The organism is Aeromonas sp. 25-AL00135 (assembly GCF_054052385.1).
Genome location: NZ_JBSTYQ010000002.1, coordinates 198,549 through 223,302, shown reverse-complemented (window position 1 = coordinate 223,302; position 24,754 = coordinate 198,549). Strand labels below are relative to the sequence as shown.

21 protein-coding genes, 1 tRNA gene and 1 pseudogene are annotated in these 24,754 nt (G+C 59.3%); 19 read left to right on the top strand and 4 right to left on the bottom strand.

All coding sequences use genetic code 11. The annotated features are described in order from the left end of the window. Window positions 1–10: 10 nt before the first annotated feature. The 11 genes and pseudogenes from exeD (at window position 11) to exeN (ending at window position 10,584) form a co-directional block, all read left to right on the top strand. Window positions 11–2,050: a GspD family T2SS secretin variant ExeD gene (gene exeD / locus ACW5XC_RS02545; RefSeq protein ID WP_042052653.1), complete on the top strand. Its 2,040-nt coding sequence runs from the start codon at window positions 11–13 to the stop codon at window positions 2,048–2,050. Next, the gene (exeE, locus tag ACW5XC_RS02540; protein WP_042052652.1) at window positions 2,050–3,555 is read left to right on the top strand and encodes a GspE family T2SS ATPase variant ExeE; all 1,506 of its coding nucleotides are present in this window, start codon (window positions 2,050–2,052) and stop codon (window positions 3,553–3,555) included. Before exeD ends, exeE begins: the two co-directional genes overlap by 1 nt. A gap of 1 nt (window position 3,556) precedes the next feature. Then, a complete protein-coding gene (gene exeF / locus ACW5XC_RS02535) occupies window positions 3,557–4,777 on the top strand; it encodes a GspF family T2SS innner membrane protein variant ExeF (protein WP_005338296.1) in 1,221 nt (406 codons plus the stop codon). 97 nt (window positions 4,778–4,874) lie between these two features. Beyond that, on the top strand, window positions 4,875–5,306 hold the full coding sequence (exeG, locus tag ACW5XC_RS02530; RefSeq protein WP_005338297.1) for a GspG family T2SS major pseudopilin variant ExeG: 432 nt from the start codon (window positions 4,875–4,877) through the stop codon (window positions 5,304–5,306). Between the two features lie 38 nt (window positions 5,307–5,344). Next, window positions 5,345–5,917 carry a GspH family T2SS minor pseudopilin variant ExeH gene (gene exeH / locus ACW5XC_RS02525; protein ID WP_042052651.1) on the top strand — a complete coding sequence of 191 codons (573 nt, stop codon included), beginning with the start codon at window positions 5,345–5,347 and terminating at the stop codon, window positions 5,915–5,917. Next, window positions 5,914–6,273: a GspI family T2SS minor pseudopilin variant ExeI gene (exeI, locus tag ACW5XC_RS02520; protein WP_005338301.1), complete on the top strand. Its 360-nt coding sequence runs from the start codon at window positions 5,914–5,916 to the stop codon at window positions 6,271–6,273. Before exeH ends, exeI begins: the two co-directional genes overlap by 4 nt. Continuing rightward, window positions 6,270–6,917: pseudogene (gspJ, locus tag ACW5XC_RS02515) on the top strand (type II secretion system minor pseudopilin GspJ); the annotation flags it as partial. The gene exeI and the pseudogene gspJ, both read left to right, overlap by 4 nt. Window positions 6,918–7,023: 106 nt before the next feature. After that, window positions 7,024–8,025, top strand: coding sequence for a GspK family T2SS minor pseudopilin variant ExeK (gene exeK / locus ACW5XC_RS02510; protein WP_080771368.1), 1,002 nt, complete (start codon window positions 7,024–7,026; stop codon window positions 8,023–8,025). A gap of 122 nt (window positions 8,026–8,147) precedes the next feature. Next, window positions 8,148–9,332, top strand: coding sequence for a GspL family type II secretion system protein ExeL (exeL, locus tag ACW5XC_RS02505; protein ID WP_042052648.1), 1,185 nt, complete (start codon window positions 8,148–8,150; stop codon window positions 9,330–9,332). Further along, window positions 9,329–9,820 carry a GspM family type II secretion system protein ExeM gene (exeM, locus tag ACW5XC_RS02500; protein ID WP_042052647.1) on the top strand — a complete coding sequence of 164 codons (492 nt, stop codon included), beginning with the start codon at window positions 9,329–9,331 and terminating at the stop codon, window positions 9,818–9,820. Before exeL ends, exeM begins: the two co-directional genes overlap by 4 nt. Continuing rightward, window positions 9,817–10,584, top strand: coding sequence for a GspN family type II secretion system protein ExeN (gene exeN, locus ACW5XC_RS02495; protein ID WP_042052646.1), 768 nt, complete (start codon window positions 9,817–9,819; stop codon window positions 10,582–10,584). Before exeM ends, exeN begins: the two co-directional genes overlap by 4 nt. Before the next feature lie 139 nt (window positions 10,585–10,723). Here exeN and ACW5XC_RS02490 read toward each other — a convergent pair. After that, a tRNA-Ser gene (locus ACW5XC_RS02490) sits at window positions 10,724–10,811 on the bottom strand. Between the two features lie 208 nt (window positions 10,812–11,019). On the opposite strand from ACW5XC_RS02490, the gene ACW5XC_RS02485 reads away from it, so the two are divergent. The 3 genes from ACW5XC_RS02485 (at window position 11,020) to ACW5XC_RS02475 (ending at window position 14,369) form a co-directional block, all read left to right on the top strand. Next, window positions 11,020–11,676: a Bax inhibitor-1/YccA family protein gene (locus tag ACW5XC_RS02485; protein WP_005338308.1), complete on the top strand. Its 657-nt coding sequence runs from the start codon at window positions 11,020–11,022 to the stop codon at window positions 11,674–11,676. A 164-nt stretch (window positions 11,677–11,840) separates the two neighbouring features. Continuing rightward, entirely contained in the window at window positions 11,841–13,994 is a 2,154-nt protein-coding gene (yccS, locus tag ACW5XC_RS02480) for a YccS family putative transporter (protein WP_042052687.1), read from the top strand. 24 nt (window positions 13,995–14,018) lie between these two features. Then, window positions 14,019–14,369 (top strand): TusE/DsrC/DsvC family sulfur relay protein, encoded by a 351-nt coding sequence (locus ACW5XC_RS02475; protein WP_005347582.1) that lies wholly within the window; start codon window positions 14,019–14,021, stop codon window positions 14,367–14,369. Window positions 14,370–14,480: 111 nt separating this feature from the next. Here ACW5XC_RS02475 and ACW5XC_RS02470 read toward each other — a convergent pair whose 3' ends face one another. Then, window positions 14,481–15,395: a Gfo/Idh/MocA family protein gene (locus ACW5XC_RS02470; protein WP_042052645.1), complete on the bottom strand. Its 915-nt coding sequence runs from the start codon at window positions 15,393–15,395 to the stop codon at window positions 14,481–14,483. A gap of 128 nt (window positions 15,396–15,523) precedes the next feature. Continuing rightward, the gene (locus ACW5XC_RS02465) at window positions 15,524–16,405 is read right to left on the bottom strand and encodes a LysR family transcriptional regulator (protein ID WP_042052644.1); all 882 of its coding nucleotides are present in this window, start codon (window positions 16,403–16,405) and stop codon (window positions 15,524–15,526) included. Window positions 16,406–16,510: 105 nt separating this feature from the next. Here ACW5XC_RS02465 and ACW5XC_RS02460 point away from each other — a divergent pair, with 105 nt between their 5' ends. The 5 genes from ACW5XC_RS02460 to ACW5XC_RS02440 all read left to right on the top strand — a co-directional run bounded on the left by ACW5XC_RS02460 (window position 16,511) and on the right by ACW5XC_RS02440 (window position 22,118). Beyond that, window positions 16,511–17,119 (top strand): short chain dehydrogenase, encoded by a 609-nt coding sequence (locus ACW5XC_RS02460; protein ID WP_021229106.1) that lies wholly within the window; start codon window positions 16,511–16,513, stop codon window positions 17,117–17,119. A gap of 357 nt (window positions 17,120–17,476) precedes the next feature. Then, on the top strand, window positions 17,477–18,121 hold the full coding sequence (locus ACW5XC_RS02455) for a hypothetical protein (protein ID WP_143182537.1): 645 nt from the start codon (window positions 17,477–17,479) through the stop codon (window positions 18,119–18,121). 290 nt (window positions 18,122–18,411) lie between these two features. Further along, window positions 18,412–19,911: a histidine-type phosphatase gene (locus ACW5XC_RS02450; RefSeq protein ID WP_042052641.1), complete on the top strand. Its 1,500-nt coding sequence runs from the start codon at window positions 18,412–18,414 to the stop codon at window positions 19,909–19,911. Between the two features lie 391 nt (window positions 19,912–20,302). Next, complete coding sequence (locus ACW5XC_RS02445) at window positions 20,303–20,650, top strand: hypothetical protein (RefSeq protein ID WP_074042628.1); 348 nt, start codon at window positions 20,303–20,305, stop codon at window positions 20,648–20,650. A gap of 4 nt (window positions 20,651–20,654) precedes the next feature. Then, complete coding sequence (locus ACW5XC_RS02440; protein WP_042052640.1) at window positions 20,655–22,118, top strand: DUF4041 domain-containing protein; 1,464 nt, start codon at window positions 20,655–20,657, stop codon at window positions 22,116–22,118. Window positions 22,119–22,270: 152 nt separating this feature from the next. Here the strand turns inward: ACW5XC_RS02440 and ACW5XC_RS02435 are convergent, their stop codons facing one another. Continuing rightward, a complete protein-coding gene (locus ACW5XC_RS02435) occupies window positions 22,271–24,580 on the bottom strand; it encodes a YgiQ family radical SAM protein (RefSeq protein WP_042052638.1) in 2,310 nt (769 codons plus the stop codon). Between the last annotated feature and the right edge of the window lie 174 nt (window positions 24,581–24,754).

Genomic DNA, 24,754 nt, shown 5'->3' with positions numbered 1-24,754 from the left:
CGTACCAATAATGACCACTAAAGGGAAAAGCTGGCGTCTGGCCACTATCGCAGCGGCACTGATGATGGCGGGCTCAGCCTGGGCCACCGAATACTCTGCCAGTTTCAAGAACGCCGACATTGAAGAGTTCATCAATACGGTAGGCAAGAACCTCAATAAAACCATCATCATAGAGCCATCGGTGCGCGGCAAGATCAACGTGCGCAGCTACGACCTGCTCAATGAGGAGCAGTACTACCAGTTCTTCCTGAGCGTGCTCGACGTCTACGGCTTTGCCGTGGTGCCTATGGACAACGGGGTACTCAAGGTGCTGCGCTCGCGGGATGCCAAGACCTCCGCCATTCCGGTGGTGGATGGCAGCAACCCGGGCATGGGCGACGAGATGGTGACTAGGGTAGTGCCGGTGCGCAACGTCTCGGTCCGTGAACTGGCGCCACTGCTGCGCCAGCTCAACGACAACGCCGGTGGTGGCAACGTGGTGCACTACGAGCCCTCCAATGTGCTGCTGATCACCGGCCGCGCCGCCGTGGTCAACCGCTTGGTGGAGGTGGTGAACCGGGTCGACCGCGCAGGCGATCAGGATGTGGACATCATCAAGCTCAAATTCGCCTCGGCGGGGGAAATGGTGCGGCTGGTGACCAACCTCAACAAGGATGGCAACCCCCAGGGCGGCACCGCCTCCCTGCTGCTCTCCCCCAAGGTGGTGGCCGACGAGCGCACCAACTCGGTGGTGGTGAGTGGTGAGCCGAAAGCGCGCGCCCGCATCATCCAGATGGTGCGCCAGCTCGACCGCGACCTGCAGAGCCAGGGCAACACCCGGGTCTTCTACCTCAAATATGGCAAGGCCAAAGACATGGTCGAGGTGCTCAAGGGGGTCAGCTCCAGCATCGAGGCCGACAAGAAGGGCGGCGGCGCAACCACAGGTGGCGCCAGCATCGGCGGTGGCAAGCTGGCCATCTCAGCCGACGAGACCACCAATGCGCTGGTCATCACCGCACAGCCGGACGTGATGTCCGAACTGGAGCAGGTGGTGGCCAAGCTCGATATCCGCCGCGCCCAGGTGCTGGTGGAGGCGATCATCGTCGAGATGCAGGATGGCGACGGCCTCAGCCTTGGCGTCCAGTGGGGCAATGCCAACGGCGGTGGCACCCAGTTCACCAACTCCGGTCTGCCCCTCGGCAGCGCCATTGCGGCGGGCAAGGATTACCAGAATGGCAAGACCGACACCGCTGCCGGTCTGCTGAAAGAGTTCAACGGCATGGCCGCCGGTTTCTATCACGGCGACTGGGCCATGCTGGCCACGGCGCTGGCCTCCAATACCAAGAACGATATTCTCTCCACCCCGAGTATCGTCACCATGGACAACAAGGAGGCCTCCTTCAACGTCGGTCAGGAGGTCCCGGTCCAGAGCGGTTCGCAAAGCTCCACCACCAGCGATCAGGTGTTCAACACCATTGAGCGCAAGACGGTGGGCACCAAGCTGGTGGTGACCCCGCAGATCAACGAAGGGGATTCGGTGCTGCTCAATATCGAGCAGGAGGTCTCCAGTGTCGCCCAGACCCAGGCGACCGGTACCGCCAACCTTGGCCCCACCTTCGACACCCGTACCGTCAAAAACGCGGTGCTGGTCAAAAGCGGCGAAACCGTGGTGCTGGGCGGTTTGATGAATGAGGAGACCAAGGAGCAGGTCTCCAAGGTGCCCTTGCTGGGCGATATCCCGGTGCTGGGCTATCTGTTCCGCTCCACCTCCAACACCACCTCCAAGCGCAACCTGATGGTCTTTATCCGGCCGACCATCTTGCGCGATGCGGACGTCTATACCGGTGTCTCCAGCAACAAATACTCCCTGTTCCGCGCCGAACAGCTTGATGCGGCTGCCCAGGAGGGCTATCTCACCTCGCCCAAACGTCAGGTATTGCCTGCCTATGGCCAGGATGTGATGGTGTCGCCCGAGCTGCAAAAAGAGATCCAGAAGCAGATCAACGAGATGCGGAGCAGACAGCAGAACACTGTCGAGACCACCACCCCGTTTGTGCAGAGTAAGCCCTGATGAGTGCCTACCATCTGGATGGAAGCGTCGGGCCTGCGCCACTGCCCGAGCTCCCCTTTGTCTTTGCCCGCAACTTCGGGGTGATCCTGATTGAGCGGGACGGCGCCCCCGTGCTGCAGTGCCGCCTCGGCGTCACCCCGCAGGCCCTGCTGGAAGTGCGGCGGGTCGCGGGTTGCAGCTTCGCGGTGGAGCAGCTCGACAACGAGGCCTTCGAAGAGCTGCTGATGGCTCACTACCAGCGCGACTCCTCCGAAGCGCGCCAGCTGATGGAAGATCTCGGCAACGAGATGGACTTCTTCGCCCTGGCCGAAGAGCTGCCGCAAAGCGAAGATCTGCTGGATGCCGATGATGACGCCCCCATCATTCGCCTCATCAACGCCATGTTGAGCGAGGCGATCAAGGAGGAGGCCTCCGATATCCATATCGAGACCTTCGAGCGGGCACTGGTTATCCGCTTTCGCATCGATGGGGTACTGCGGGAGATACTTCGCCCCCATCGCAAGCTGGCATCACTCCTGGTCTCCCGGATCAAGGTGATGTCGCGAATGGATATCGCCGAGAAGCGGGTACCGCAGGATGGCCGTATCTCGTTGCGTATCGGCGGTCGCGCCGTCGACGTGCGGGTCTCCACCATGCCGTCCAGCTACGGCGAGCGGGTGGTACTGCGTCTGCTCGACAAGAACAACGTGCGCCTCGAGCTCAAGCAGCTGGGGATGACCGCGGCCAACCGCACCATCATCAGCGAACTCATTCGCAAGCCCCACGGCATTATTCTGGTGACCGGCCCGACCGGTTCCGGTAAATCCACCACCCTCTATGCGGCGCTGTCTGAAATCAACTCGCGGGATCGCAACATCCTGACGGTGGAAGACCCCATCGAATATGACCTCGAAGGGGTAGGCCAGACCCAGGTCAACACCAAGGTGGACATGACCTTCGCCCGCGGCCTGCGCGCCATTCTGCGCCAAGATCCGGACGTAGTGATGGTGGGGGAAATTCGAGATCTGGAAACCGCCCAGATTGCGGTGCAGGCGTCGCTGACCGGTCACCTGGTGATGTCGACCCTGCACACCAACACCGCCATCGGCGCCATCACCCGGATGCGGGACATGGGGATCGAGCCCTTCCTGCTCTCCTCGTCGCTCTTGGCGGTACTGGCCCAGCGGCTGGTGCGCACCCTCTGCCCCGATTGCCGCGCCCCGCGCCCCATCACCGAGCAGGAGCGCCTCGCCATGGGGATCGAGCTGGCCCCCGATCAGCAGGTGTGGCGCCCGGTAGGCTGCGAGCTGTGCAACCACACCGGCTACCGTGGCCGGACTGGTATCCACGAGCTGGTGGTGATCGACGAAGCGGTGCGTGAAGCCATTCACAGTGCCAGCGGCGAGCTCGCCATCGAGCGACTGATCCGCGGCCACACCCCCAGCATCCGCCGTGACGGCATCGACAAGGTCCTCAAGGGGCAGACCAGCCTCGAAGAGGTACTGCGCGTGACCCGGGAAGATTGAGATGGCGGCATTCGAATACAAGGCCCTCGACAACAAGGGGCGCAGCAAGAGCGGCGTGATGGAGGGTGACTCGGCCCGTCAGGTACGCCAGCTGCTGCGCGAGCAGGGGCTCACTCCCCTCGAGGTGAACGAGACCACCGAGAAGGCGAAACGGGAAGCGACCCGCTTCGCCCTGTTTCGGCGTGGTGCCAGCACTGCCGAGCTGGCCCTGATCACTCGCCAGCTGGCGACCCTGGTGGGGGCCGGTCTCACCATCGAAGAGGCGCTCAAGGCGGTGGCCGAGCAGTGTGAAAAGGCCCACTTGCGCTCTCTGGTGGCAACCGTGCGCAGCAAGGTAGTGGAAGGTTATTCGCTGGCCGACTCGCTGGGGGCTTTTCCCCATGTGTTCGACCAGCTGTTCCGCTCCATGGTGGCGGCCGGTGAAAAGTCGGGTCATCTGGAGAAAGTGCTCAACCGTCTCGCTGACTACACAGAGCAGCGCCAGCATATGCGCACCAAGCTGCTGCAGGCGATGATCTACCCCATCGTGCTCACCTGTGTCGCCATCGGGGTTATCTCGATCCTGCTCACCGCCGTGGTACCCAAGGTGGTGGCCCAGTTTGAACACATGGGCCAGCAGTTGCCGGGCACCACACGTTTTCTCATCGGTACCAGCGAGCTGATGCAGGCCTACGGCCTCTGGTTCCTGCTGCTGATCTTCCTTGGCAGCTTTGTCTGGCGCTGGTGGCTCACCGATGAAAAGCGTCGCCGACGCTGGCATCAGGTACTGCTCGGTCTGCCGGTGATTGGCCGGGTCAGTCGCGGTCTCAACACCGCCCGCTTCGCCCGTACTTTAAGCATCCTCAACGCCAGCGCGGTGCCGCTGCTGGAGGGGATGAAGATCTCCGGCGAAGTGCTCTCCAACGACTTTGCCAGAATGCGCATTCTCGAGGCCGCCGAACGGGTGCGCGAGGGGACCAGTCTGCGCAAATCGCTGACCGAGACCAAGATTTTCCCGCCCATGATGCTGCACATGATCGCCTCCGGCGAGCAGAGCGGCGAGCTCGACAGCATGCTGGAGCGGGCGGCAGACAACCAGGATCGGGAGTTTGAATCCCAGGTCAATATCGCCCTCGGGGTGTTCGAACCCATGCTGGTGGTCTCCATGGCCGGGGTGGTGCTGTTTATCGTGATGTCGATCCTGCAGCCGATCCTCGAGCTCAACAATATGGTGAATATGTAAGTTTCCGGCGTTCGATAGCCCCGCTGGCGGCCCGTCGAACCCACCCAGTGATCACTCTCTGATGGGCTATCCCATCTCATTCGTTACGGAGCAACTCATGAACAAACGTCGTCAATCCGGTTTTACCCTGCTGGAAGTCATGGTGGTCATCGTGATCCTCGGCATTCTGGCCAGTCTGGTGGTGCCCAACCTGATGGGCAACAAGGAGAAAGCTGACCAGCAGAAAGCGGTCTCCGATATCGTGGCGTTGGAAAATGCCCTCGACATGTACAAGCTGGACAACAACCGCTACCCGACCACAGAACAGGGTCTGGACGCTCTGGTGACCAAGCCCTCCATCGATCCGGCGCCGCGCAGCTACCGCGATGGCGGCTACATCAAGCGCCTGCCGCAAGATCCCTGGGGCAACCCGTACCAGCTGCTGAGCCCGGGCCAGTTCGGCAAGATCGACATCTTCTCCATGGGTCTGGATGGTGAAGCCGGTACCGATGACGACATCGGCAACTGGAACCTGAAGGATTTCCAATAAGTGATATGTCGCCACCGCACTCCTTGTGAGCTGACTGCATGAAGCGATCTCTCTCCTTTCATCGCCAATCCGGCTTTACTCTGCTGGAAGTGTTGCTGGTCGCCATGCTGATGGGACTAGTGGCCACCGCCGTCACTCTCAGCATGGGAGGCGCCAGAGGGGATAGGGAGCTGGACAAGCAGGCGCGTCGCCTGATGGCGACGCTGCAGCTGGCGCAGGAGTATGCGGTGATGGATGGTCGACTGGTAGGCATTCGCATCGAGGATAACGGCTGGCAGTTTATGCAGCGTCAGGCCAAGGATCGCAAGTGGCTGGCCCTGACTGGCGACAAGCAACTGGGGCCGGTGCAACTGGCCGAGAACATGACGCTGGCGCTGGAGCTGGAAGGCTTTGGCTGGCAGCCGGACTCCGACGAGAAAACCGAACAGAAGCACGACGAGAAGGAGCGCACGCCTCAGTTGCTTATCTTCCCGGGCGGCGAGCTGAGCCCGTTCGTGCTCACCTTCACCCAGCAGGATGAGGATGCCCGCTACACCCGCATCGTCAAGGGGGACGAGTTTGGCCGCCTCACCCTGCTCACCGGCGATGAAGATGAAGAGGTGAGCGAATGAACGCGCGGGGCATGACCTTACTCGAAGTCATGGTAGCGCTGGCAGTCTTTGCCATCGCGGGTCTCGCGGTAATGAAAACCGCCAGCGAACACCTCTCGGCCCTCAACTATCTGGAGCAGAAGACACTCGCCACCTGGGTGGTGGAGAACCAGCTGGTGCAACAAAAGCTCGAGAACAAGTGGCCCGGCGACAGCTGGGTGGAAGGGGATGAGCAGATGGCGGGCAGCACCTGGTACTGGCGCTATCGCGGTGTCGCCACCGCCGACAACAACTTCCGGGCGCTCGATATGGAAGTGCGCACCGAGGCCAAGGCCGAGAACCCGGTCGCCATGATGCGGACTTATATCAGCCGATGACCCAGCTCTCCGCCCGCACGCCTCGCCCCGTCCGTCACGCCGGTTTCACCCTGCTCGAAATGCTGGTGGCGATCGCCATCTTCGCCACTCTCAGCATGGGCGCCTATCAGGTGCTGCAGGGGGTACTCACCAGCGACGAGGTAGCCAAGCGCAAGGAGGCCCGCCTCAACGAACTGCAGCTCGCCTTCACCCTGCTGGAGCGAGATATCACCCAGATGGTGCCGCGCAGCGGTCGCATCGAGGGGGAGAACAACAAGGTGCTGCTGGCGGCCTCCCGGTTCGGCCAGCAGAGCGATGACTGGGGCATGGCCTTTATGCGCAGCGGCTGGCTCAACCCGGACGGCATGCTGCCCCGCTCCCATCTGCAACGGGTCGGCTGGCGACTCAAGGATCAGAAGCTGGAGCGCCTGAGCTACCTCTATCCGGATCCGGTGATCGGCACCGAGCCGCGCATCCAACCGGTGCTGGCGGGAGTCACGGCGTTTCGCCTCTACTTCTTCGACAAGGGCAACTGGAAAGAGGAGTGGACCCAGCGCAGCGTGCTCCCTTACGGGCTCGCGGTCGAGCTGGATCTGGAGGATTACGGCACCATTCGCCGTCAATTCCTGATTGGCGCTGGCGGCCAGCGCGCCGAAGAGAACAGCCAGAGCAGCAACCCCGACCAGGGGGGCGGCAACAACAACGGGAACAACGGCGGCAACGGCAATACCAATGGCGGTAATGGTGACAGCCAGAACGGAGGGGGCGCCAATGCGGGCTAATCTCGCCGCACCCGATCGCCAGCGCGGCATGGCGCTGCTGGTGGTGCTGCTGATCCTCTCGGTAATGGTGATCATCGCCAGCAATATGAGCGGCCGCCTGCAGCTTGAGCTGCGCCGCACCGCCAACATCACCACAGGCAAACAGGCGTGGTGGTATGCCCTCTCGGCGGAAGCGCTGGTGAGCAAGGTGCTGACGCAGGATTTCAAGGACAATCCCGAGGTGGTCAACCTCAGCCAGAACTGGGCCCGCAAGAATACTGTGTTTCCGGTGGACGATGGCCAGCTCAAGGGCGAGGTGACAGACCTGCAATCCTGCTTCAACCTCAACAGCCTCAGCGTGGCCTCCAAGGCGGGAAGCGGCGAGGAGCTGGCGCAGCAGCCCTATCCGGTGCAGGTGTTTCGCGAACTGCTCAAGCAGCTGGCGATGGATGATTACGAGGCGGCCCAGCTCACCGATGCCATCCGTGACTGGACTGACAAGGATACTGTGCTGGTCTCCAGCCTTGGCGCAGAGGACGCCTATTACGAGGGGCTCAAGCCACCCTACCTCACCGCCAACCAGTGGATGTTGGGCAAGGATGAGCTGCGGGCGGTGCGCGGGGTGACGGCCAGGGTCTATGCCAAACTGGCCCCCTATGTCTGCACCCTGCCCAGCGACAAGTTGAAGATCAATATCAATACCCTTGCCCCCCAGCGCCCCGAGCTGCTGGTCGCCCTCTATCTGGGCACTATCGGGCTGGATGACGCCAAGCGGGTGCTGAACGAGCGGCCACAGAAGGGGTGGAAAGAGAGCAAGCTGATGACAGACATGCTCGCTCCGGTCGATGCGGTGAAAGGGCTGAAAGAGGCGCTGGTGGTCAAGAGCGACTTCTTCGAAGCCCGAGTCGTGGCCGAGGTCGGCGACAACCGGGCCTGGCTCGAAACCCTGTTCCAGCGGGGCAAGGACAATAAACTGGTGATGCTGCGCCGCCTCAGTAGCGGCGCCGAATAAACAGCGCACCTGCAGGCCCTCGCCCGCGGGTACGAGAGATGTTGGATGCAGCCTGCGGGCTGCGCACCGGTTGCCAGGGCGCACAACGCCCTTTGCAAAACGGTATCGCAGGAGAGAGATGCGTGAGCGAAAGTCTGGTCATCCGACTGGGGACCAATAAACAACAACCCGTGGCCTGGCTGGTCTGGTCCGGTCAGGAGCAGGAGATCATCGCCTCCGGCACCCTGCCCTCGGCCGATGCCCTGGGCGAGCTGCAGGAGCGGGCCGGTGGCCGCCCCGTAGTCACCCTGGTGCCGGGCAGCAATCTGATCTTCCGGCGCGTCACCCTGCCGGGTCGCTACAACCGCCAGTCGGCGGCGGCCCTCCCCTACCTGCTGGAGGAGCAGATCGCCTCCGACGTGGACGAGCTCCATCTGGTGGTGCTGGCCCACGAAGGGCAACAGGTCGACCTGATGGCGGTGGATCGGCAGAAGATGACCGAGTGGCTCGGCTGGCTCGATGCCGCTGGCCTCAAGAGCGTGCAACTGCTGCCCGATGTGCTGGCGCTGCCACAGGCCGCTGATGGCTGGTCTGCCCTGCAGCTCGGCAGCGAGTGGCTGGTACGCCAGGGCCCCTGTCAGGGGATCGTCGCCGACGAACCGCTGCTGGCCATCTTGCTGGCAACCGAAGTCGAGCCGGTCACCATCCACAGCCACACCCCGGTGCCCGCCATTGCCGCCGCCAACTGGCAGGCGGCGGAGCCCGAACTCCCCATGCTGCTGCTGGCCAAAGGGGCACTCACCTGCCGCGCCAACCTGCTGACCGGCCCCTATCGACCCCAGACCGAATATGCCCGCTACTGGTTGCAGTGGCGCAAGGTGGCCATCACCGCAGGCTTGTTGCTGCTGGTGGCCCTCGGCCAGCGCGGGGTGCAGCTCTATCAGCTCACCGAGCAGGACAAGGCACTGAAAGCGGAGATCCGCGCCGTCTATACCCGCATCTTCCCGGGTGAGAGCCGCATCGTGAACGTGCGCAGCCAGATGAACCAGCATCTGCAACAGATGGGACAGGCCCCGCAAAACGGCGTGCTGCTGATGCTCACCGAGCTGGCCCCCACCTTTGCCGAAGTCCCCGGCCTGAAACCACAGGTGATGCGCTTTGATGCCAGTCGCCGCGAGCTGCGGCTGCAGGTGACCGCCCCCGGCTTTGCCGAGATCGAGCGGTTCCGCGAGCTGGCTGGCAAACAATTCGAGGTACAGCAAGGCGAGGTGCGCAGCACCGAGGGCAAGGTAGAGGGCGCACTGGTGCTCAAGGGTAAATCATCATGATGGAAAAATTGCAGAGCTGGTGGCACGGCATCACCGCACGGGAACAGCGGCTGGTGGTCACGGGTGGCGCCTTGTTGCTGGTCGGTCTCTTCTACTGGAGCGTCTGGCAGCCCATCGCCAACCGCATCGCGGAGCGGGAGCGGCAGGTGCAGAACCAGCAGCAGACCCTCGCATGGCTCAAGGAGAAAGGTGAAGAGGTGCTGGCCATGCAGGGTGGCTCGGGTCGCCCGATCGATACCAGCGGCACCCTGGAAGGGGTGGTCAACCGCACCGCCTTCAACCACAAGATCAAGATTGCCCGGCTGCAACCCCAGGCGCAGGAGCTGCAAGTGTGGATCGACACTGTCCAGTTCGATGACTTGCTGCTCTGGCTCTCCACGCTGGTGGAGCAGCACGGCATTCAGGTTCAAATCATCGAGATCGCCCGCGAGGATCTGGCCCCGGGTCTGGTCAAGGTCAGACGTTTGCAGTTGAGTCGTCCACAATGAAAAAACGCATCCTGATTGCCAGCCTGTTTCTGGCCGCCTATCTGGTATTCCTGCTGGCCACCCTGCCCGCGGCACTGGTGGCTCGCCATCTGCCGCTGCCTGCCAATGTTGCCAACCTGCTGAAACTGGAAGGGGTGAGCGGCACCCTCTGGAGTGGCCAGATTGCCCGACTGCAATATGCCAGCGAATCGGTGAACCAACTGCGCTGGGATCTCAACGGCTGGTCGCTGCTGCGCTTCGCCCCCGAAGTGGCCATTCGCTTTGGCGATCGCAACGGACTCAATGGTCAGGGCGTTGTCGGCTGGAATGGCGCCGCTTTCGGCCGGGATCTGACCCTCAACGCCCCCGCCCCCTGGTTGCTGAGCCGGGTGCCGATGCGCCTGCCGATCCCGCTCACCGTCAGCGGCCAGCTGCAGCTCAAAGTGGAGCAATTTGCCCAGGGCAACCCCTGGTGTGACAACCTCTACGGCAACCTCGACTGGTACAACGCCAGCGCCGATACCCCGGCGGGCAAGCTGGATCTGGCTGACCCCGAGCTGAAGCTCACCTGCCTCGACTCCAAACTGGTGGCCGAACTCAAGCAGGGCTCGGATGCGGTGCAGACCATGGGGCACCTCGAGCTGCAACCCAATGGCCAATACCTGTTCCAGGGCACCCTGAAGCCAGGCCCAGAACTGCCGCCACAGATGCAGCAAGGGCTCCCCTTCCTCGGCCAGCCCGACAGTCAGGGCCGCTTCCCCCTGCGCTATCAGGGGCGGATCTAAGCCATCATTCAAGGTGAAAATGGCTCAGGGACAACCCGAGCCATTTTTATCGTCCATGTGACATGTCAGTTGAAATGCCAGATACGACAGATACAAAAAAGCCCAAGCGATTGGATCGCTTGGGCTTTCTCTTTGAATATGGCGGAGGAGGTGGGATTTGAACCCACGGATGGTCGCCCATCGCCGGTTTTCAAGACCGGTGCATTCAGCCGCTCTGCCACCCCTCCGAACGGCGTGCATACTACGCTAAGCCCTTGTTCATATGCAATACATATTTCCTGTGGGATAGTGTGCGGGAGCAAAATGGCAGGTGGCTTGAAATTGTTCCTCGTCATCCCTATTTGTTCTACATACAATGCGTAAACATGCAGTAACAAACAGCGATCACGAGGCGGCTGCTCGCCGTCTCACCCGGACATCAAGAGGACACCCAAGATGGATACCCGTTCTATCTACACTGGCACCCAAAGTGCCGTACGCGATACCAACAAGGTACTGCGTAACACCTATATGCTGCTCTCCCTCACTCTGGGCTTCTCTGCCGTGGTGGCGGGGGTCGCTACCGTGATGAACATGCCGCCGCTGCACTGGGCCGTGTTCCTGATCGGCGTCTACGGTCTGATGTTCCTGACAGAGAAGAATCGCAACAACGGCATGGGGCTGGTCTTCACCTTCGCCCTGACCGGTTTGCTGGGCTATAGCCTGGGCCCCATCATCAACATGTATATGAACAATGGTGGTGGCGAGATCGTGATGACCGCCCTTGGCGGCACCGCGCTCACCTTCTTCGGTCTGTCGGCCTATGCCCTGACCACCAAGCGTGACCTCTCTTTCATCGGCGGCATGCTGTTCGTCGGTTTCTGGGTACTGCTGGTGGCCATGATTGCCAACATCTTCCTGCAGATGAGCGCCCTGAGCCTGGCTCTGTCCGCCATGTTCATGCTCTTCTCCTCCGGTGCCATCCTGCTGACTACCCAGCAGATCGTGCGCGGCGGCGAGACCAACTACATCTCTGCCACCGTCACCCTGTATGTCTCCATCTACAACATCTTCCTGAGCTTGCTGAGCCTGCTTGGCGGCAACCGCAACTAATCAGAAACCCCGCTTCGGCGGGGTTTTTATTGGCGCCGATTTTTGTCAGGATAAGTTGTAAATCAAGGATATGAAGCGAAGTGTCCCTGATTTGGATCAGGGCCACTTCGCGCTTGGCGGGTTACTATCTCGCTCTCGTTTCGATCAAGGGTTTCACCTGTCTCATGCCGATGGATCTCTCTGGCCTGCTGCGCCGACTGCTGACCGATAGTCACATCTACTTCGCACTCAAGGTGCTGCTGGCCATTCTCGGTCTGCTCGCCTTCACCCTGGCCACCGGCAATATCCAGCTCACCGTGCTGCTCTCCCTAGGGGTCGTGGCGGGCGCCATCGCCGAAACCGACGACAGCCTGTGGGGACGGCTCAAAAACCTCGCCATGACGCTCATCTGCTTCATGTTCGCGTCCCTCTGTGTGCAGTATCTCTACCCCACACCCTGGCTGTTTGCCATCGGGCTCGCCAGCTCCACCTTTATCTTCGTGATGGTGGGGGCGCTCGGTGCCCGCTACGCCACCATCAGCTTCGGCTCGCTGCTGATCGCCATCTACACCATGCTGGGGGCCGCCAAGGCGCCGGATCTCTTCTACCAGCCGCTGGCGCTCGGCGCTGGCGCCCTCTGGTACGGGCTGGTCTCGTTTATCTGGCTCTGGTTGCTGCCCTACAAGACCCTGCACGAGCAACTGGCCCAGAGCTACTTCGCCCTTGGTCGCTACCTGCTGGAAAAATCCCGCTTCTTCCCGGCGGACGAGCACGGCGCCCAGGCCATTCGCCACAATCTGGCCCAGCTCAACATCAATCTGGTGAGCGCGCTGACCCTCACCAAGTCGGCCCTCAATGCCCGTCTGAGCCGCCGCCATCCGGCGAGCCCCGAGCTTGCCAGCCTGCTGCGCCTCTATCTGCTAGCGCTGGAAATTCACGAGCGCGCCACCTCCAGCCACTATCCCTACAGCCGGCTGGAAGCGGAGCTCAAGCAAGGCATCGTACTGGAAGGATTTCAGGAGGTGTTCCTGCAACTCTCCGAGGCGTGCCAGCGGCTCGGTTACGCCATTCTGGTGCACAAGCCCTACGCCCATAACAAGCGCATTCACTGGACGCTGGAGGCCCTTGGCGATCAGCTGGAGTTCACCAATCTCAAGCAGCACTACCCGAAAACCCTGCTGACGCCGATGAAGTTCCTGCGCCGCAATCTAGCCAGCATCAACCAGCTGCTGGGCAGCGCCGAAGTGCTGCAAAACCCCGAGCAGCCGGAGCAGGAGCTGCCCGCGCTGGCGCGCCCGCCCCGCCTGCCGCTGCTGGCCCAGTTCAAGCAGCACCTCACCTTGCACTCCATGGTGTTTCGCCACGCGCTGCGTTTGTCACTCGGGCTGGTGATCGGCTACGGCATACTGCAAGCCTTTGATCTGGAAAAGGGCTACTGGATTTTGCTGACCGTGCTGTTTGTCTGCCAGCCCAGCTACAGCGCCACCCGCCGCCGACTGGTGCAGCGGATGCTCGGCACCTTCGCCGGCATACTGGTGGGTATTCCGGTGCTCTGGCTCTTCCCCGAGCTGCACGTCCAGCTGGTGGTGATGGGGCTGGCCGCTTTCCTGTTTTTCACCCAGGTGCGCAACAACTACAGCGCCGCGGTCTGCTTTATCACCCTCTACGTGCTGATGGCGTTCAACCTGCTCGATGGCATCGGCTTTGCCATTCTGGGGCCGCGGCTGCTCGATACCCTGCTCGGCTGCCTGATCTCCTACGGGCTGGTAGCCTGGCTCTGGCCGGACTGGCAGTACAAGCGGCTGCCGACGCTTATCGCCAATTCGCTGTCTGCAAACGCCCGCTACCTCTCGGCGGTGCTGGCAAGCCTCAAGCAGCAGCGCGACGAGTCCATCGATTATCGGGTGGCGCGCAAGAGCGCCCATCTGGCGGACAGCGAGCTGGCCACCGCCTGGCAGAGCATGCTGGTAGAGCCGCAAAAGCGCCGCCGCTTCCTCGATCTCTGCTTTACCCTCACCTGGCGCAACCACGCCCTGCTCTCCTACATCTCGGCTCTGGGGGCCCATCGCGACAAGCTGGAGGCCATCAGCGGGCTGGATGAGGTGCGCCACCACATCTGCCACACCCTGGAGCAGGCCGCTGGCCATCTGGCGGGCAATCCCTCCAGCTCCATCGGAGGTCAGTGCCCGGTGATAAGTCCGGACAGCAGCGAGGAGCAGCTGATGCTGACCCAGCAGCTCAACCTGATCAGCGAGCTGGCGGATCAGCTGCTGCATCTGGCCAACGAGAGCCGGTTGCTCACCGGGGATCAAGGCGCTACCATGCCCGCCCAATCCTGATAGCCCCATTAGCGAGGAGCCCTCATGTCTGCGTCCGAAAAACATCAGCTGGAATTCAACGGCCAACTCATCGAGACCGATGCCAAGGGCTACCTGCTCAACAGCAACGACTGGAGCGAGGAGCTGGCGCTGGTGCTGGCCGCGCAGGAGGGGATCGAGCTTGAGGAGCCGCACTGGGAAGTGGTGCGCTTTGTGCGCGCCTTCTATCTGGAGTTCAACACCTCCCCCGCCATCCGCGCGCTGGTCAAGGCGATGGAGAAGCAGTACGGCCCCGAGAAGGGCAACAGCCGCTACCTCTACAAGCTGTTCCCGGAAGGGCCAGCCAAGCAGGCGACCAAGATTGGCGGCCTGCCCAAACCGGTGAAGTGCATCTGATCCCATGCATCTCATCCCATAACAACGGGGGCCGCAACTGCGGCCCCCGTTGTTTTTGGTGCGCTACCTTCGCGCACCTCCCATTCATATATCTCAGGCTTCCAGCCAGCCTTATTCCCGCTGGTCAGCCAGCGCCACCAGCTGCTCCGCCAGCCGGTGCCCGTGCAGGTAGGAGGTAATCAGCTCGCTATCTGCCTTGCCGACTGCAATCTGCTGATACCAGTGCCCCAGCATGGCGGCAAAGCCGCGCTGGGCCAGCACCGGCTGCCAATCATTGGGGGCGATCGCCTGCGCTGTCTTATCGCGGGCGATAATGCCGCGAGTGCAGTTCTCAAGGTGCAGGGAGAGGTTGTCGCCATAGGCATCGATGCGCTCCTCGGTGATACCGGCGCTGCGATTCATGCTGCCGCTGATGGCGCGATCGCCGATCTGCCAGCTGACGCTCACCCCAGCCAACAGGCTGTTGTCCTTCGCATCGGGGCGCAATACCGCATGAAAGTCACCGCCCGGCACGCCGCCATAGAAGCAGAGGCTGTCGAGCACATGGATAAAGTCGTCGAACATAAAATCCCGCGCCTTGCCGGGCAGGGCAAAGCGATGTTTCTGCCAGTTCAGCTCGGTGAGCGGCTGGGCCCGCGCCTCGGCCATGGCGGGCAGATAACGGCGGTTAAAGCCGGTAAAGAGGGCGCAATCTTGCGCGATGGCAAGGTTGGCCAGCGCTTCTGCCTCGGCCAGATTGTCGCACAGGGGCTTGTCGACAAAGGTGGGGATCCCTGCGCGCAGGCACTGCTCGGCCAGCTCGCGGTGAACGGCGGTGGCGGCGTGGATCATCACGGCGTCGGGACGGCTGGCCAGCAGGGCCGCCACATCGGTAAAGCTCTCGGCGACCCGATACTGGCGGGCGAGCTTCTCCAGCACCGCTGGATTGCGGGTGCAGAGCAACGGGGTGACCCGCTCATCGCTCGCCAGCAGCGGCAGATAGGCTTTCTGGGCGATATCCCCCAGACCAATCATGGCAATGCGCATCTCAACTCCTTTTCACTCGATAACGGGACAAGCGGATAACTGCCCGCACCATCGCAGGATTTCTCCCGCAGATCCAGCCTGCCGTTAGCGCACTGGCTGGCGTGCGCAGCTCTGTGCAAACGGCGATGTTATCTCGGCATGGCAAGATCGCAGACCGACTTGATCACCTCGGCCAGCCACTCGATGGCGAGATTGCCCTGACTTTTGCGGTGTCTGCCGACCACCACCTCGAACTGCTGCGGCGCCCCGGCCAGCTCCACGGTGCGAAAATCGCCGAGGGCGGCGATGGCCGATGGAATGCAGGCCGCCACGTCATTGACCGACATAAAGGCTTGCAGCGAGGTGTAACAGGGGAGCGTCGCCACCGCCGCGCTGGCAACCTGCTGCGGGCTCATCTGCCCTTCGAAATTGCCGACGCTGTTAGCAAACTGCACAAATGGGATGGCCGCCAGATCCTGCGGGGCGTTGTCCGAAAGATATCGGGAGTCCTGGCGCAGCACACAGCAGTAGTGATCCCGGCGCAGGGTGGCGCGCAGCAACCCCGGGTCGAGATAGGCATCAAAACCAATCACCAGATCGACCTCGCCGCTGGCCAGCGCCTCCAGATGCAGCTCGGCCTGAAAGTCCACCACATCGAGCCGGATGGAGGGCGCCTGACTGCGCAGGGCGCTCGCCAACCTTGGGATAATGGCGAGCTGTGCATATTCGTTCGCCATCACCCTGAAGGTGCGCTGGCTGTTGGCGGGATCGAAGGGGGCTGCCACAAAGACCCTGTCGATATCGGCCAGGATCTGCTCGAACCTGGCAGCCAGCTCGCAGGCGTAGTCGGTCGGCTGCAACCCGGTGCTTTGGCGGATAAAGAGCTCGGCGGGAAAGAGGTCGCGCAGCTTTTTCAGATGGCTGCTCACCCCCTGCTGGGAGATCTCCAGCAGCTCGGCCACCCGCGACACGCTCTTGTATCTGACCAGCAGCACCAGCACCCGCATCTGCCTGATATCGATCCTCTCCACCCCTACCTCACCAATTTCAGTTGTATCACATACAAATTACCCATGATTTACATTGTATCAGTGGCTCTCTAACCTTGCAGCTCTTCCAGCAAAGCGAGGTTAACGATGAAAACTGTCATTCTGATTGGTGCTCAGGGGAAAATGGGGCAAGCCGCCCTCAGTGGTCTGGGCAAGCACAAGGTCATTACCGCCAGCCGCTCCGGCGAGGGATGTGATTTTCAGGTGGATATCACCAGCAGAGAGTCCATTGAGCGGCTCTACCAAAACGTGGGCTCCTTCGATGCGGTGGTCAATACCGCAGGATTTTGCGAATACGCCCCATTTGGCGAGATGAGCGACGAGCAGTGGCAAACCACCATCCAGAGCAAGCTGATGGGGCAGATCAATCTGGTCAATGTCGGCCTCAACTACATCAATCAGGGGGGCTCCTTCACCCTGATCTCCGGCATCCTCAATATCAAGCCGATCCCGCTGGCCATTGCCGATGCCACCACCAGCGGCGCCATCGATACCTTTGTCCAGTGCGTGGCCCACGAGCTGCCCCGTGGCATTCGTATCAATGTGGTCAACCCGACCGTACTGGAAGAGGCGTGGGACGTATATGGCGAGATGATGCCGGGCTTCCAGCCGGTGCCGGGTGCCCTGGTCGGCAAGGCGTTTGAGCGCTCCGTCGATGGCTTTATTAGCGGTCAGGTGCTCTATGTCGATGCCTGATCCGGTTCAGGTGTGACCCCAATGCCTTTGTAACTCCTTGTCGATGTTTTTCCTCTTCCCCGAAAGCGCCCTGCTCTCGGGGCTTTTTGCATAGAGGAACCGGAGTAGCGACAGAATATGATTTCATTTCGACGACAACCCACAGATTTATGTCATCCGGGTCACTGTCAGAGTGGCCTCGTTTGGCTTACTATGGCGCTCTTGTCCCTACTGCCGTGCAAAAGGACTATTTCAGGCCATTTGCCGGAATGAATTACCGCTGACCAACGCCCTGTTTGGCTGCAGCTTATTGGCGCGGCCACTATTGCCTCTGCGCTATCGGCACTTATAAAACGCGTTATTTATGGATGTATAACGATGAAATCATCAATTGCACTCAAAGCCTTGTCGCCCTATATATTCGCAATATTGTCAGTTGGGCTGATATCCAGCGGATATCATGCGCTGCCGATCTATTGCGGCCTGGCCATTGTCGTCTATCCGGTGCTGGTTGCCATGCTGGCGGACGAGTGGGAAAAACAGGGGCTGGTCTATCGCGAATCGACTCAGGTCGAGGTTGATGTCAATGTGCGCGGGATCCTTATCAAGGAGCAGAGACGGCATCTGGAGAATCTCTATTTTGTCTCGCCGGACGTGATGCAGACCAAACTCACCAGCCTCGCCCGCCTCAAACTGCTGCTCTGCGGCGCCATGTTTGCCGTGTCACTCTATGAACTCGCGCAGCAAGCCGAGGCACAATTTGCCCTGTACGCCGTCAATCTGATGGATATCAATCTGCTGGATATATCCGGCCTGTTGATCGGCCTTGGCGCAGTGCTGTTTCTCGGCCACTGTGCGAGAAAAAGCCTTTCTCTCTATGGAACCTGTCGCCATAAAAACTATCTGGTGCAGAGTCATAACGAACCCGGCGTCCAGCTCTATAGCGCAGCCATTTCTACCAAGGCGGCAAACCTGCAAGTGACCCATACCCGCATGTTCGATGCCTTATTGGCGTGGTATTGAGCAACCCTTAATTGGCAATCTTCAATTGACCTCTCCCTTTGGATCAAGATGACGGGACAGGAGGTAAGACAATAAGCCCCCATCCCAAACGCGCTCACTGACCACTCTGCCGTGACCGGCGCAGTGGTTGGTTGAGCCTCTATTGCCCTCCCTGTAGCCATCCTCTCTCCCCTCCCCTTGCTTACTGCTTTATCAGAAGTCATCAGCCTGTCATCTGGCTGACATCCCGCGGTCATTTTCAAGCCATAGAGTTTTTCACTTATTTTTCATATGGATAGATAAGGAACATCATGACTTTCCCGCGCTCTTCTTATGTGGCTTTGGCCGTCTCGCTGGTCTTGCTTGGCGGCTGCCAGTCAGAGAACGAATCGTCTGCCGACAGCCAGGGCAAAACCGCCTACCAATACAGCACCAAAGCGGTCTACAGCCCGCAACAGCAGGCGGAGAGCTACGAGCCAGCGCCTCAGGGGTTCAGCCCGGTCTTTACCGAGATGGTGGCGCGCCACGGCTCGCGCTCCCTCTCCAGCCCGAAATATGACGTGCTGACCAAGCTGGTCTGGGAAGAGGCGCAGCGTCAGGGGGCGCTTACCACCCTCGGGCAGGGGCTGGGAGGCAAGGTCGATCTGGTGACGGCCGCCAACCAGAAACTGGGCTATGGCCTGCTCTCGGCGCTGGGCAAGGAGGAGCACGCCAATCTCGCCACCCGGCTGGCGGCGCGGCTGCCGACCCTGCTCAACAGCAGCGAGCCCCACTGCATCAAGGTGGTCACCTCGGGCAAAGACAGGGCCAACGAAAGCGCCTTCTACTTTATGGAGAGCCTCAAGCGCGACGTGAACTATGTCAGCGACTCGGCGCAGTGCTACCTCACGCAGGATGACCCCTCGAAGATCGACAAAAAGCTGGTCAACAAGTTCGAGCTCTACTTCCACAAGACCACGCCCGAGGGGGATTACGCCAACTACCTGCCCGCCTATGAGAGCTACCAGCGCTTTATCGGCGACGAAGATGCCGGAATTGCCCCGGCCCCCGAGCTGGCCAGAGCGCTGGATCAGCTTAAAAACCTGAGCAAGACCAAAGAGATGGCCCGCAGCATGCTGGAGCGTATCTACAGCAAGGGCTTTGTCGACTATCTGGCGGGCGGCGTCGAGTTTGTCGCCGTCAACCCGGAGGATGGCGGCATGACCTATGTGCGCGACGAAGTGGATGCGGCCCTGATGCTCTACAACCTCTTTATCATCGGCCCCGGCATGATCCGCGAAGCGCAGGCACAGGGCAGCGAGCCCTGGGCGCTGGAGCAGTTCCTCACTCCACAGGAGTCAGCCTGGTTCTCCTACCTCTCCGATGCGGAAGATTTCTACGAGAAGGGGCCGAGCTTTGCCAACCAGAGCGCCCCCTATGCCATTGCCCAGCCGCTGCTCGACGGCCTGTTTGGCGAGGTGCAACGTCAGGTGGTGGAAGGCGAGCAGAGCCGACGGGCCACCCTGCGCTTTGCCCACGCCGAAGCCATTATCCCCCTCGCCGCCCTGATGAAGCTGGAAGGGAGCCGTCAGGGGGCCAGCCCGGATCAGCTGTTCAGCCAGCAGAACAACGAGTGGCGCGGCGGCTGGGTCTCCCCCTATACCGCCAATATTCAGTGGGATATCTACCAGAACGGGCAGCGGCAGGTGCTGGTCAAGATGCTCTACAACGAAAAGGAGATCGCCTTTAAGACGGGCTGCCAGCCCTACCAGAGCGGCAGCCACTACTACGACTTCGAGGAGCTCAAGCGCTGCTACGGCTATAACGGCTAACCCTTCGCACGCCGGATATGGCAATCACCAGGGGCGACCAGCAGGTCGCCCCTATTCACTCCCCTTCCCTGCTTGCCAGAGATCAATATGGCTATAAAGCCGCCTTCCGGCTCCATTTGCTGATCAAGCGCAAAAAATGATTAATTTCTGACAATTTAATCATTTAAAGGCTCGCGTCGTAAACCTTGCTTGGCTTAACATCCCCATACGGTGCTTATTAATCAGCAATTGGTACCTGCACTGCTGGTTAATTGAGCATTGTGAAATGCTGTAATCCACGGGCATTAGCGTGGGACTCGCTAGCATTATTCCTGCTCAGAAGGGTGGGTGTCTCAGGTTTTATCTTTTCATATGACAATAGGTTACAGAAACAAGTGGTAAGGAGGATGGTTTGGCAAGGCGGGGTAGTCTTTTAAGTTTATCTATCAAAGTTGCTAAGGCAATTGACAGAGCCGGTAAGCAGGCTGCTAGGGAATCAGCGCGTAGACAAAAGTCTGCCGAACGCGAAAATGCCAGAGCAGAAAGAGAATATCAAAAATTTTTAAGAGAACAGGAACGAGATGCAATTCGTGCTGAAAAGGAAAAATTTGCACTGGCTAAAAAAGCTGAAAAATTGAGTATTGCTCAGGCAAAGGAAAGATTAAAAGATGAACTTTCTGATGCCCAAGACGAATATGAAGACAGATGCTTAGAGCGTGCGACTCTGCGCCAACAATTTATCAGTTTACAACTAAGGTAGAAAAATGGAACACATGCTTTTAGCCATTATCATTGGTGCAATTGCAGCCATATTGATTGGCTATTTCATTCTCAAATTAAAACATAACAAGGAGCTGGCTAAATATAAGGCTGATGTTGATGCTAAGCTTGGCGAGCATACAAGTCTTGAGACAGAGTTGTCGCAATTAAAAGAGAGCCTTACATCGCTAAAAAGTGATTTGTATAACGATACAAAAGAACTAGAGCAGGTCAGAATTGAGACGGAAGAGCTGAGGGCACTTAAAGCAGATGAAGCCCAGCTTTTAGAAAGAATCAGAGAAGCAACTGAACAAAATAACAAACAGAGTGAGGAAAAGGATCGGCTTTCATTAGAAATAGCAAAGCTCAATGTTGATGTGAAAAATCTGATGGGAATGCTTGACCTATACTCTCGATTGGACGAATTCACGTCTGTTGGGCATTTTGAAAATCCAGAGTATCTCTATGAAACATCAGCTAGATTTTCAGAAGAAATAAAATACATCCGAAGCCAACAAAAAGATCTAATTAGAGATAAAAATGCGATAACGTATCCTGTCACTCTGATCATTGCGAATGACAAATCATTAAACAAAAAGATTCTCGATGGTCAAATAAAGCTAATGCTAGCGGCATTTAATATTGAGTGTGATTTCTTGATTGGGAAGGTGAGTCCTAGTAACTTCGCCCGAACCTTGCAGAGAATAGAAAGTCTTGCCAACACAATAGAAAAGTCAGCAGCAACATTGAAGTGTGGCTTTAATATTAGTTATGTAGAATTGAAATTTGAAGAGTGCAAGCTTCAGTATCAATACACCTTGAAAAAACAAGAAGAGGCTGATGAGCAAAGAATCATAAAAGAACAGATCCGCGAAGAACAGCGCGCAATTAAAGAGTATGAGCGAGCTATTGCTGAGGCTGAAAAGGAAGAGCGTATCTATAGGGATCTATTGAGCAAGGCTCGAGAAGAATTGTTGAAAACCTCTGAAAGCGAAAGGGCATTTGCAGAGCAGAGAATAGCTGAGCTTGAACAACAGCTACTTGAGGCAGAGATGAAAGAGGCTCGAGCAAAAAGCATGGCTGAACAAACTCGTAAAGGCCATGTATACGTCATCAGTAATATTGGTTCATTTGGTGAGGATATCTATAAAATTGGCTTAACTAGGAGACTAGATCCGATGGATAGAGTTAAAGAGTTAGGTGATGCTAGTGTGCCATTTTCTTTTGATGTTCATGCTATGATTTATTCCGATGATGCTCCGGCGTTGGAGGCAGCTTTACATCGTGAATTTAGAGCTCATCGAGTGAATGCAGTAAATCTTAGGAAAGAATTCTTCCAAGTAGACTTGTTGTCGATAAAGGATGCTGTGGATACTATTGTTGATATTGATAGTGAGTTTAAATTAACAGCATTGGCAGAGGAGTATTATGAGAGCTTGCGCCTTCAAACTGTTGAACTGGTTGCTTAATGCAGTAGTTTAATAATTAACTTACATTACATGTTAATAATTAAAAATCATTCTTTTTAATATATAAAAATAATAATGACATTAATTTTTAAACTAAAAAAGGCGACCATCCGGTCGCCTTTTTATTTCTATCGCTTTCCAATCAGGAAATATTACCGAGCCGGTCGCTTGGCACCATTTCCTTTGGCCGCAGGCTTGCCGCCCTGAGCAGCGGGTTTGGCACCCGGCTTGGCAGAACCCGCGCGGGTCGGCGCCTTGCCCTTATGGGCGGGTTTACCAGCCGGTTTGCCGTTAGCCGCGCCTTTGTGCAGCTGGGAACCCACCGGCTTGCCGCCCGTCGGCTTGTTGCCTGTGCCATTACCACGCTGGTGGGCAATGTTACTGTGGCGAGTCAGGGCCGGTTTCATCCCCTTGCCGCTGGCGGCGCGCTCGTTGCGACCTTCCGGCGGCACCAGACAGCCGGGGCCATTGCCAATCAGGTGGCCTTTGCCCATGGCGAGCAGGGCTTCGCGGATCATCGGCCAGCCAGCGGGGTCGTGGTAGCGCAGCAGCGCCTTGTGCAGGCGGCGACGGCGCTCGCCCTTGGCAACAAACACATCGCCACCGGTGCGGCTCACCTTGTTTAACGGGTTTTTCTCCGTGTAATACATGGTGGTGGCGTTGGCGAGCGGCGACGGGTAGAAGTTCTGCACCTGATCGAGCTTGAAGCGGTTCTCTTTGACCCAGAGCGCCAGATTGATCATGTCTTCATCGGTGGTGCCCGGGTGGGCAGAGATAAAGTAGGGGATCAGGTACTGCTGCTTGCCCGCCTCTTTGGAGTATTTGTCGAACAGCTCCTTGAACTGGTAGTAGCTGCCCATGCCCGGCTTCATCATCTTGGAGAGCGGGCCCTCCTCGGTGTGTTCCGGCGCAATCTTGAGGTAGCCGCCGACGTGGTACTTGGCCAGCTCCTTGATATAGCGGGGATCTTCCACCGCGATGTCGTAACGCACGCCGGAGGCGATGAGGATCTTCTTGATCCCCTTGAGGTCGCGCGCCTTGCGATAGAGGTTGATGGTCGGACTGTGGTCGGTGTCCATGTGCGGGCAGATGGTGGGCCAGACACAGGAGGCGCGACGGCAGGTCTGCTCGGCCTTGGGGCTCTTGCAGCGCAGTTTGTACATGTTGGCGGTGGGGCCGCCGAGATCCGAGATGACGCCGGTAAAGCCCGGCACCTTGTCGCGGATATCTTCGATTTCTTTGAGGATCGACTCTTCCGAGCGGCTCTGGATGATGCGCCCTTCGTGCTCGGTGATGGAGCAGAAGGAGCAGCCGCCAAAGCAGCCGCGCATGATGTTGACCGAGGTCTTGATCATCTCGAAGGCGGGGATCTTCTCGTTGCCATAGGCCGGGTGCGGCACCCGCTGGTAGGGCAGGCCGAATACGCCGTCCATCTCCTCGGTTTCAAGCGGGAAGGCGGGCGGGTTGACCCAGACGATGCGATCGCCGTGAGCCTGCGACAGGGCGCGGGCACAGCCGGGGTTGGTCTCGTGGTGCAGAATGCGCGAGGCGTGGGCGTAGAGCACCTTGTCCTCTTTCACCCGCTCGAACGCCGGCAGCTTCACATAGGTTTTTTCCCACGGCTTGGGTTTGGGCGGCTGCACCAGCACGGGTTGGGCTTCCTGCACGGCAGGGGCCGCGTCGGTGGCATCATCCGAGCAGGGGGCCCCTTCCATATAAGGGTTCATGATGGGATCGATGCGGCCAATCTGGTCGAGCTTGCTCGAATCCACCCCTTTCCAGCCCGGCAGCGGCTCCTTGCGGATAACGGCGGTGCCGCGAATATCCTGCATGGTGTCGATGCTCTCCCCCGCCGCGATGCGGTGGGCCACTTCCACCAGCGGCCGCTCGGCGTTGCCGTAGATGAGGATATCGGCCTTGGCATCGAGCAGGATGGAGCGGCGGATGGTCTCGGACCAGTAGTCGTAGTGGGCGATACGGCGTAAGGATGCCTCGATGCCGCCGATAACCACCGGCACCTCCTTGAAGGCCTCCTTGCAGCGCTGGGTATAGACCAGGGTGGCGCGATCCGGCCGCTTGCCGCCCACATCCCCCGGGGTGTAGGCGTCGTCGTGGCGTAGCTTCTTGTCGGAGGTGTAGCGGTTGATCATGGAGTCCATGTTGCCCGCGGTCACCCCGAAGAAGAGGTTCGGTTTGCCCAGACGCATAAAGTCATCCTTCGATGACCAGTCCGGCTGAGCGATGATGCCGACCCGAAAGCCCTGCGCCTCCAGCATGCGGCCGATGACCGCCATGCCGAAGCTCGGGTGATCCACGTAGGCATCACCCGTCACCAGAATGACGTCGCAGCTGTCCCAACCCAGCTTGTCCATCTCTTTGCGGGACATGGGCAGGAAGGGCGCCGTGCCGTAGCACTCGGCCCAATAGCGGGGATAGGAGAAAAGGTTGGGTACCGGCTGCATTTTGAACACCTGGAAAAATTCGGGTCGCGCATTATACCGGTTGCGGCCAAGGGGAGCGATGGCTTTTTGTCCCTATAGATCCCGCGGAATAGGTCGCCGCCCGCAATAGCAAGGGCGCCCGCAGGCGCCCTTGTGATGATGGAGGCTGATAACTGGCCCCGCTTGAGCGCGCAG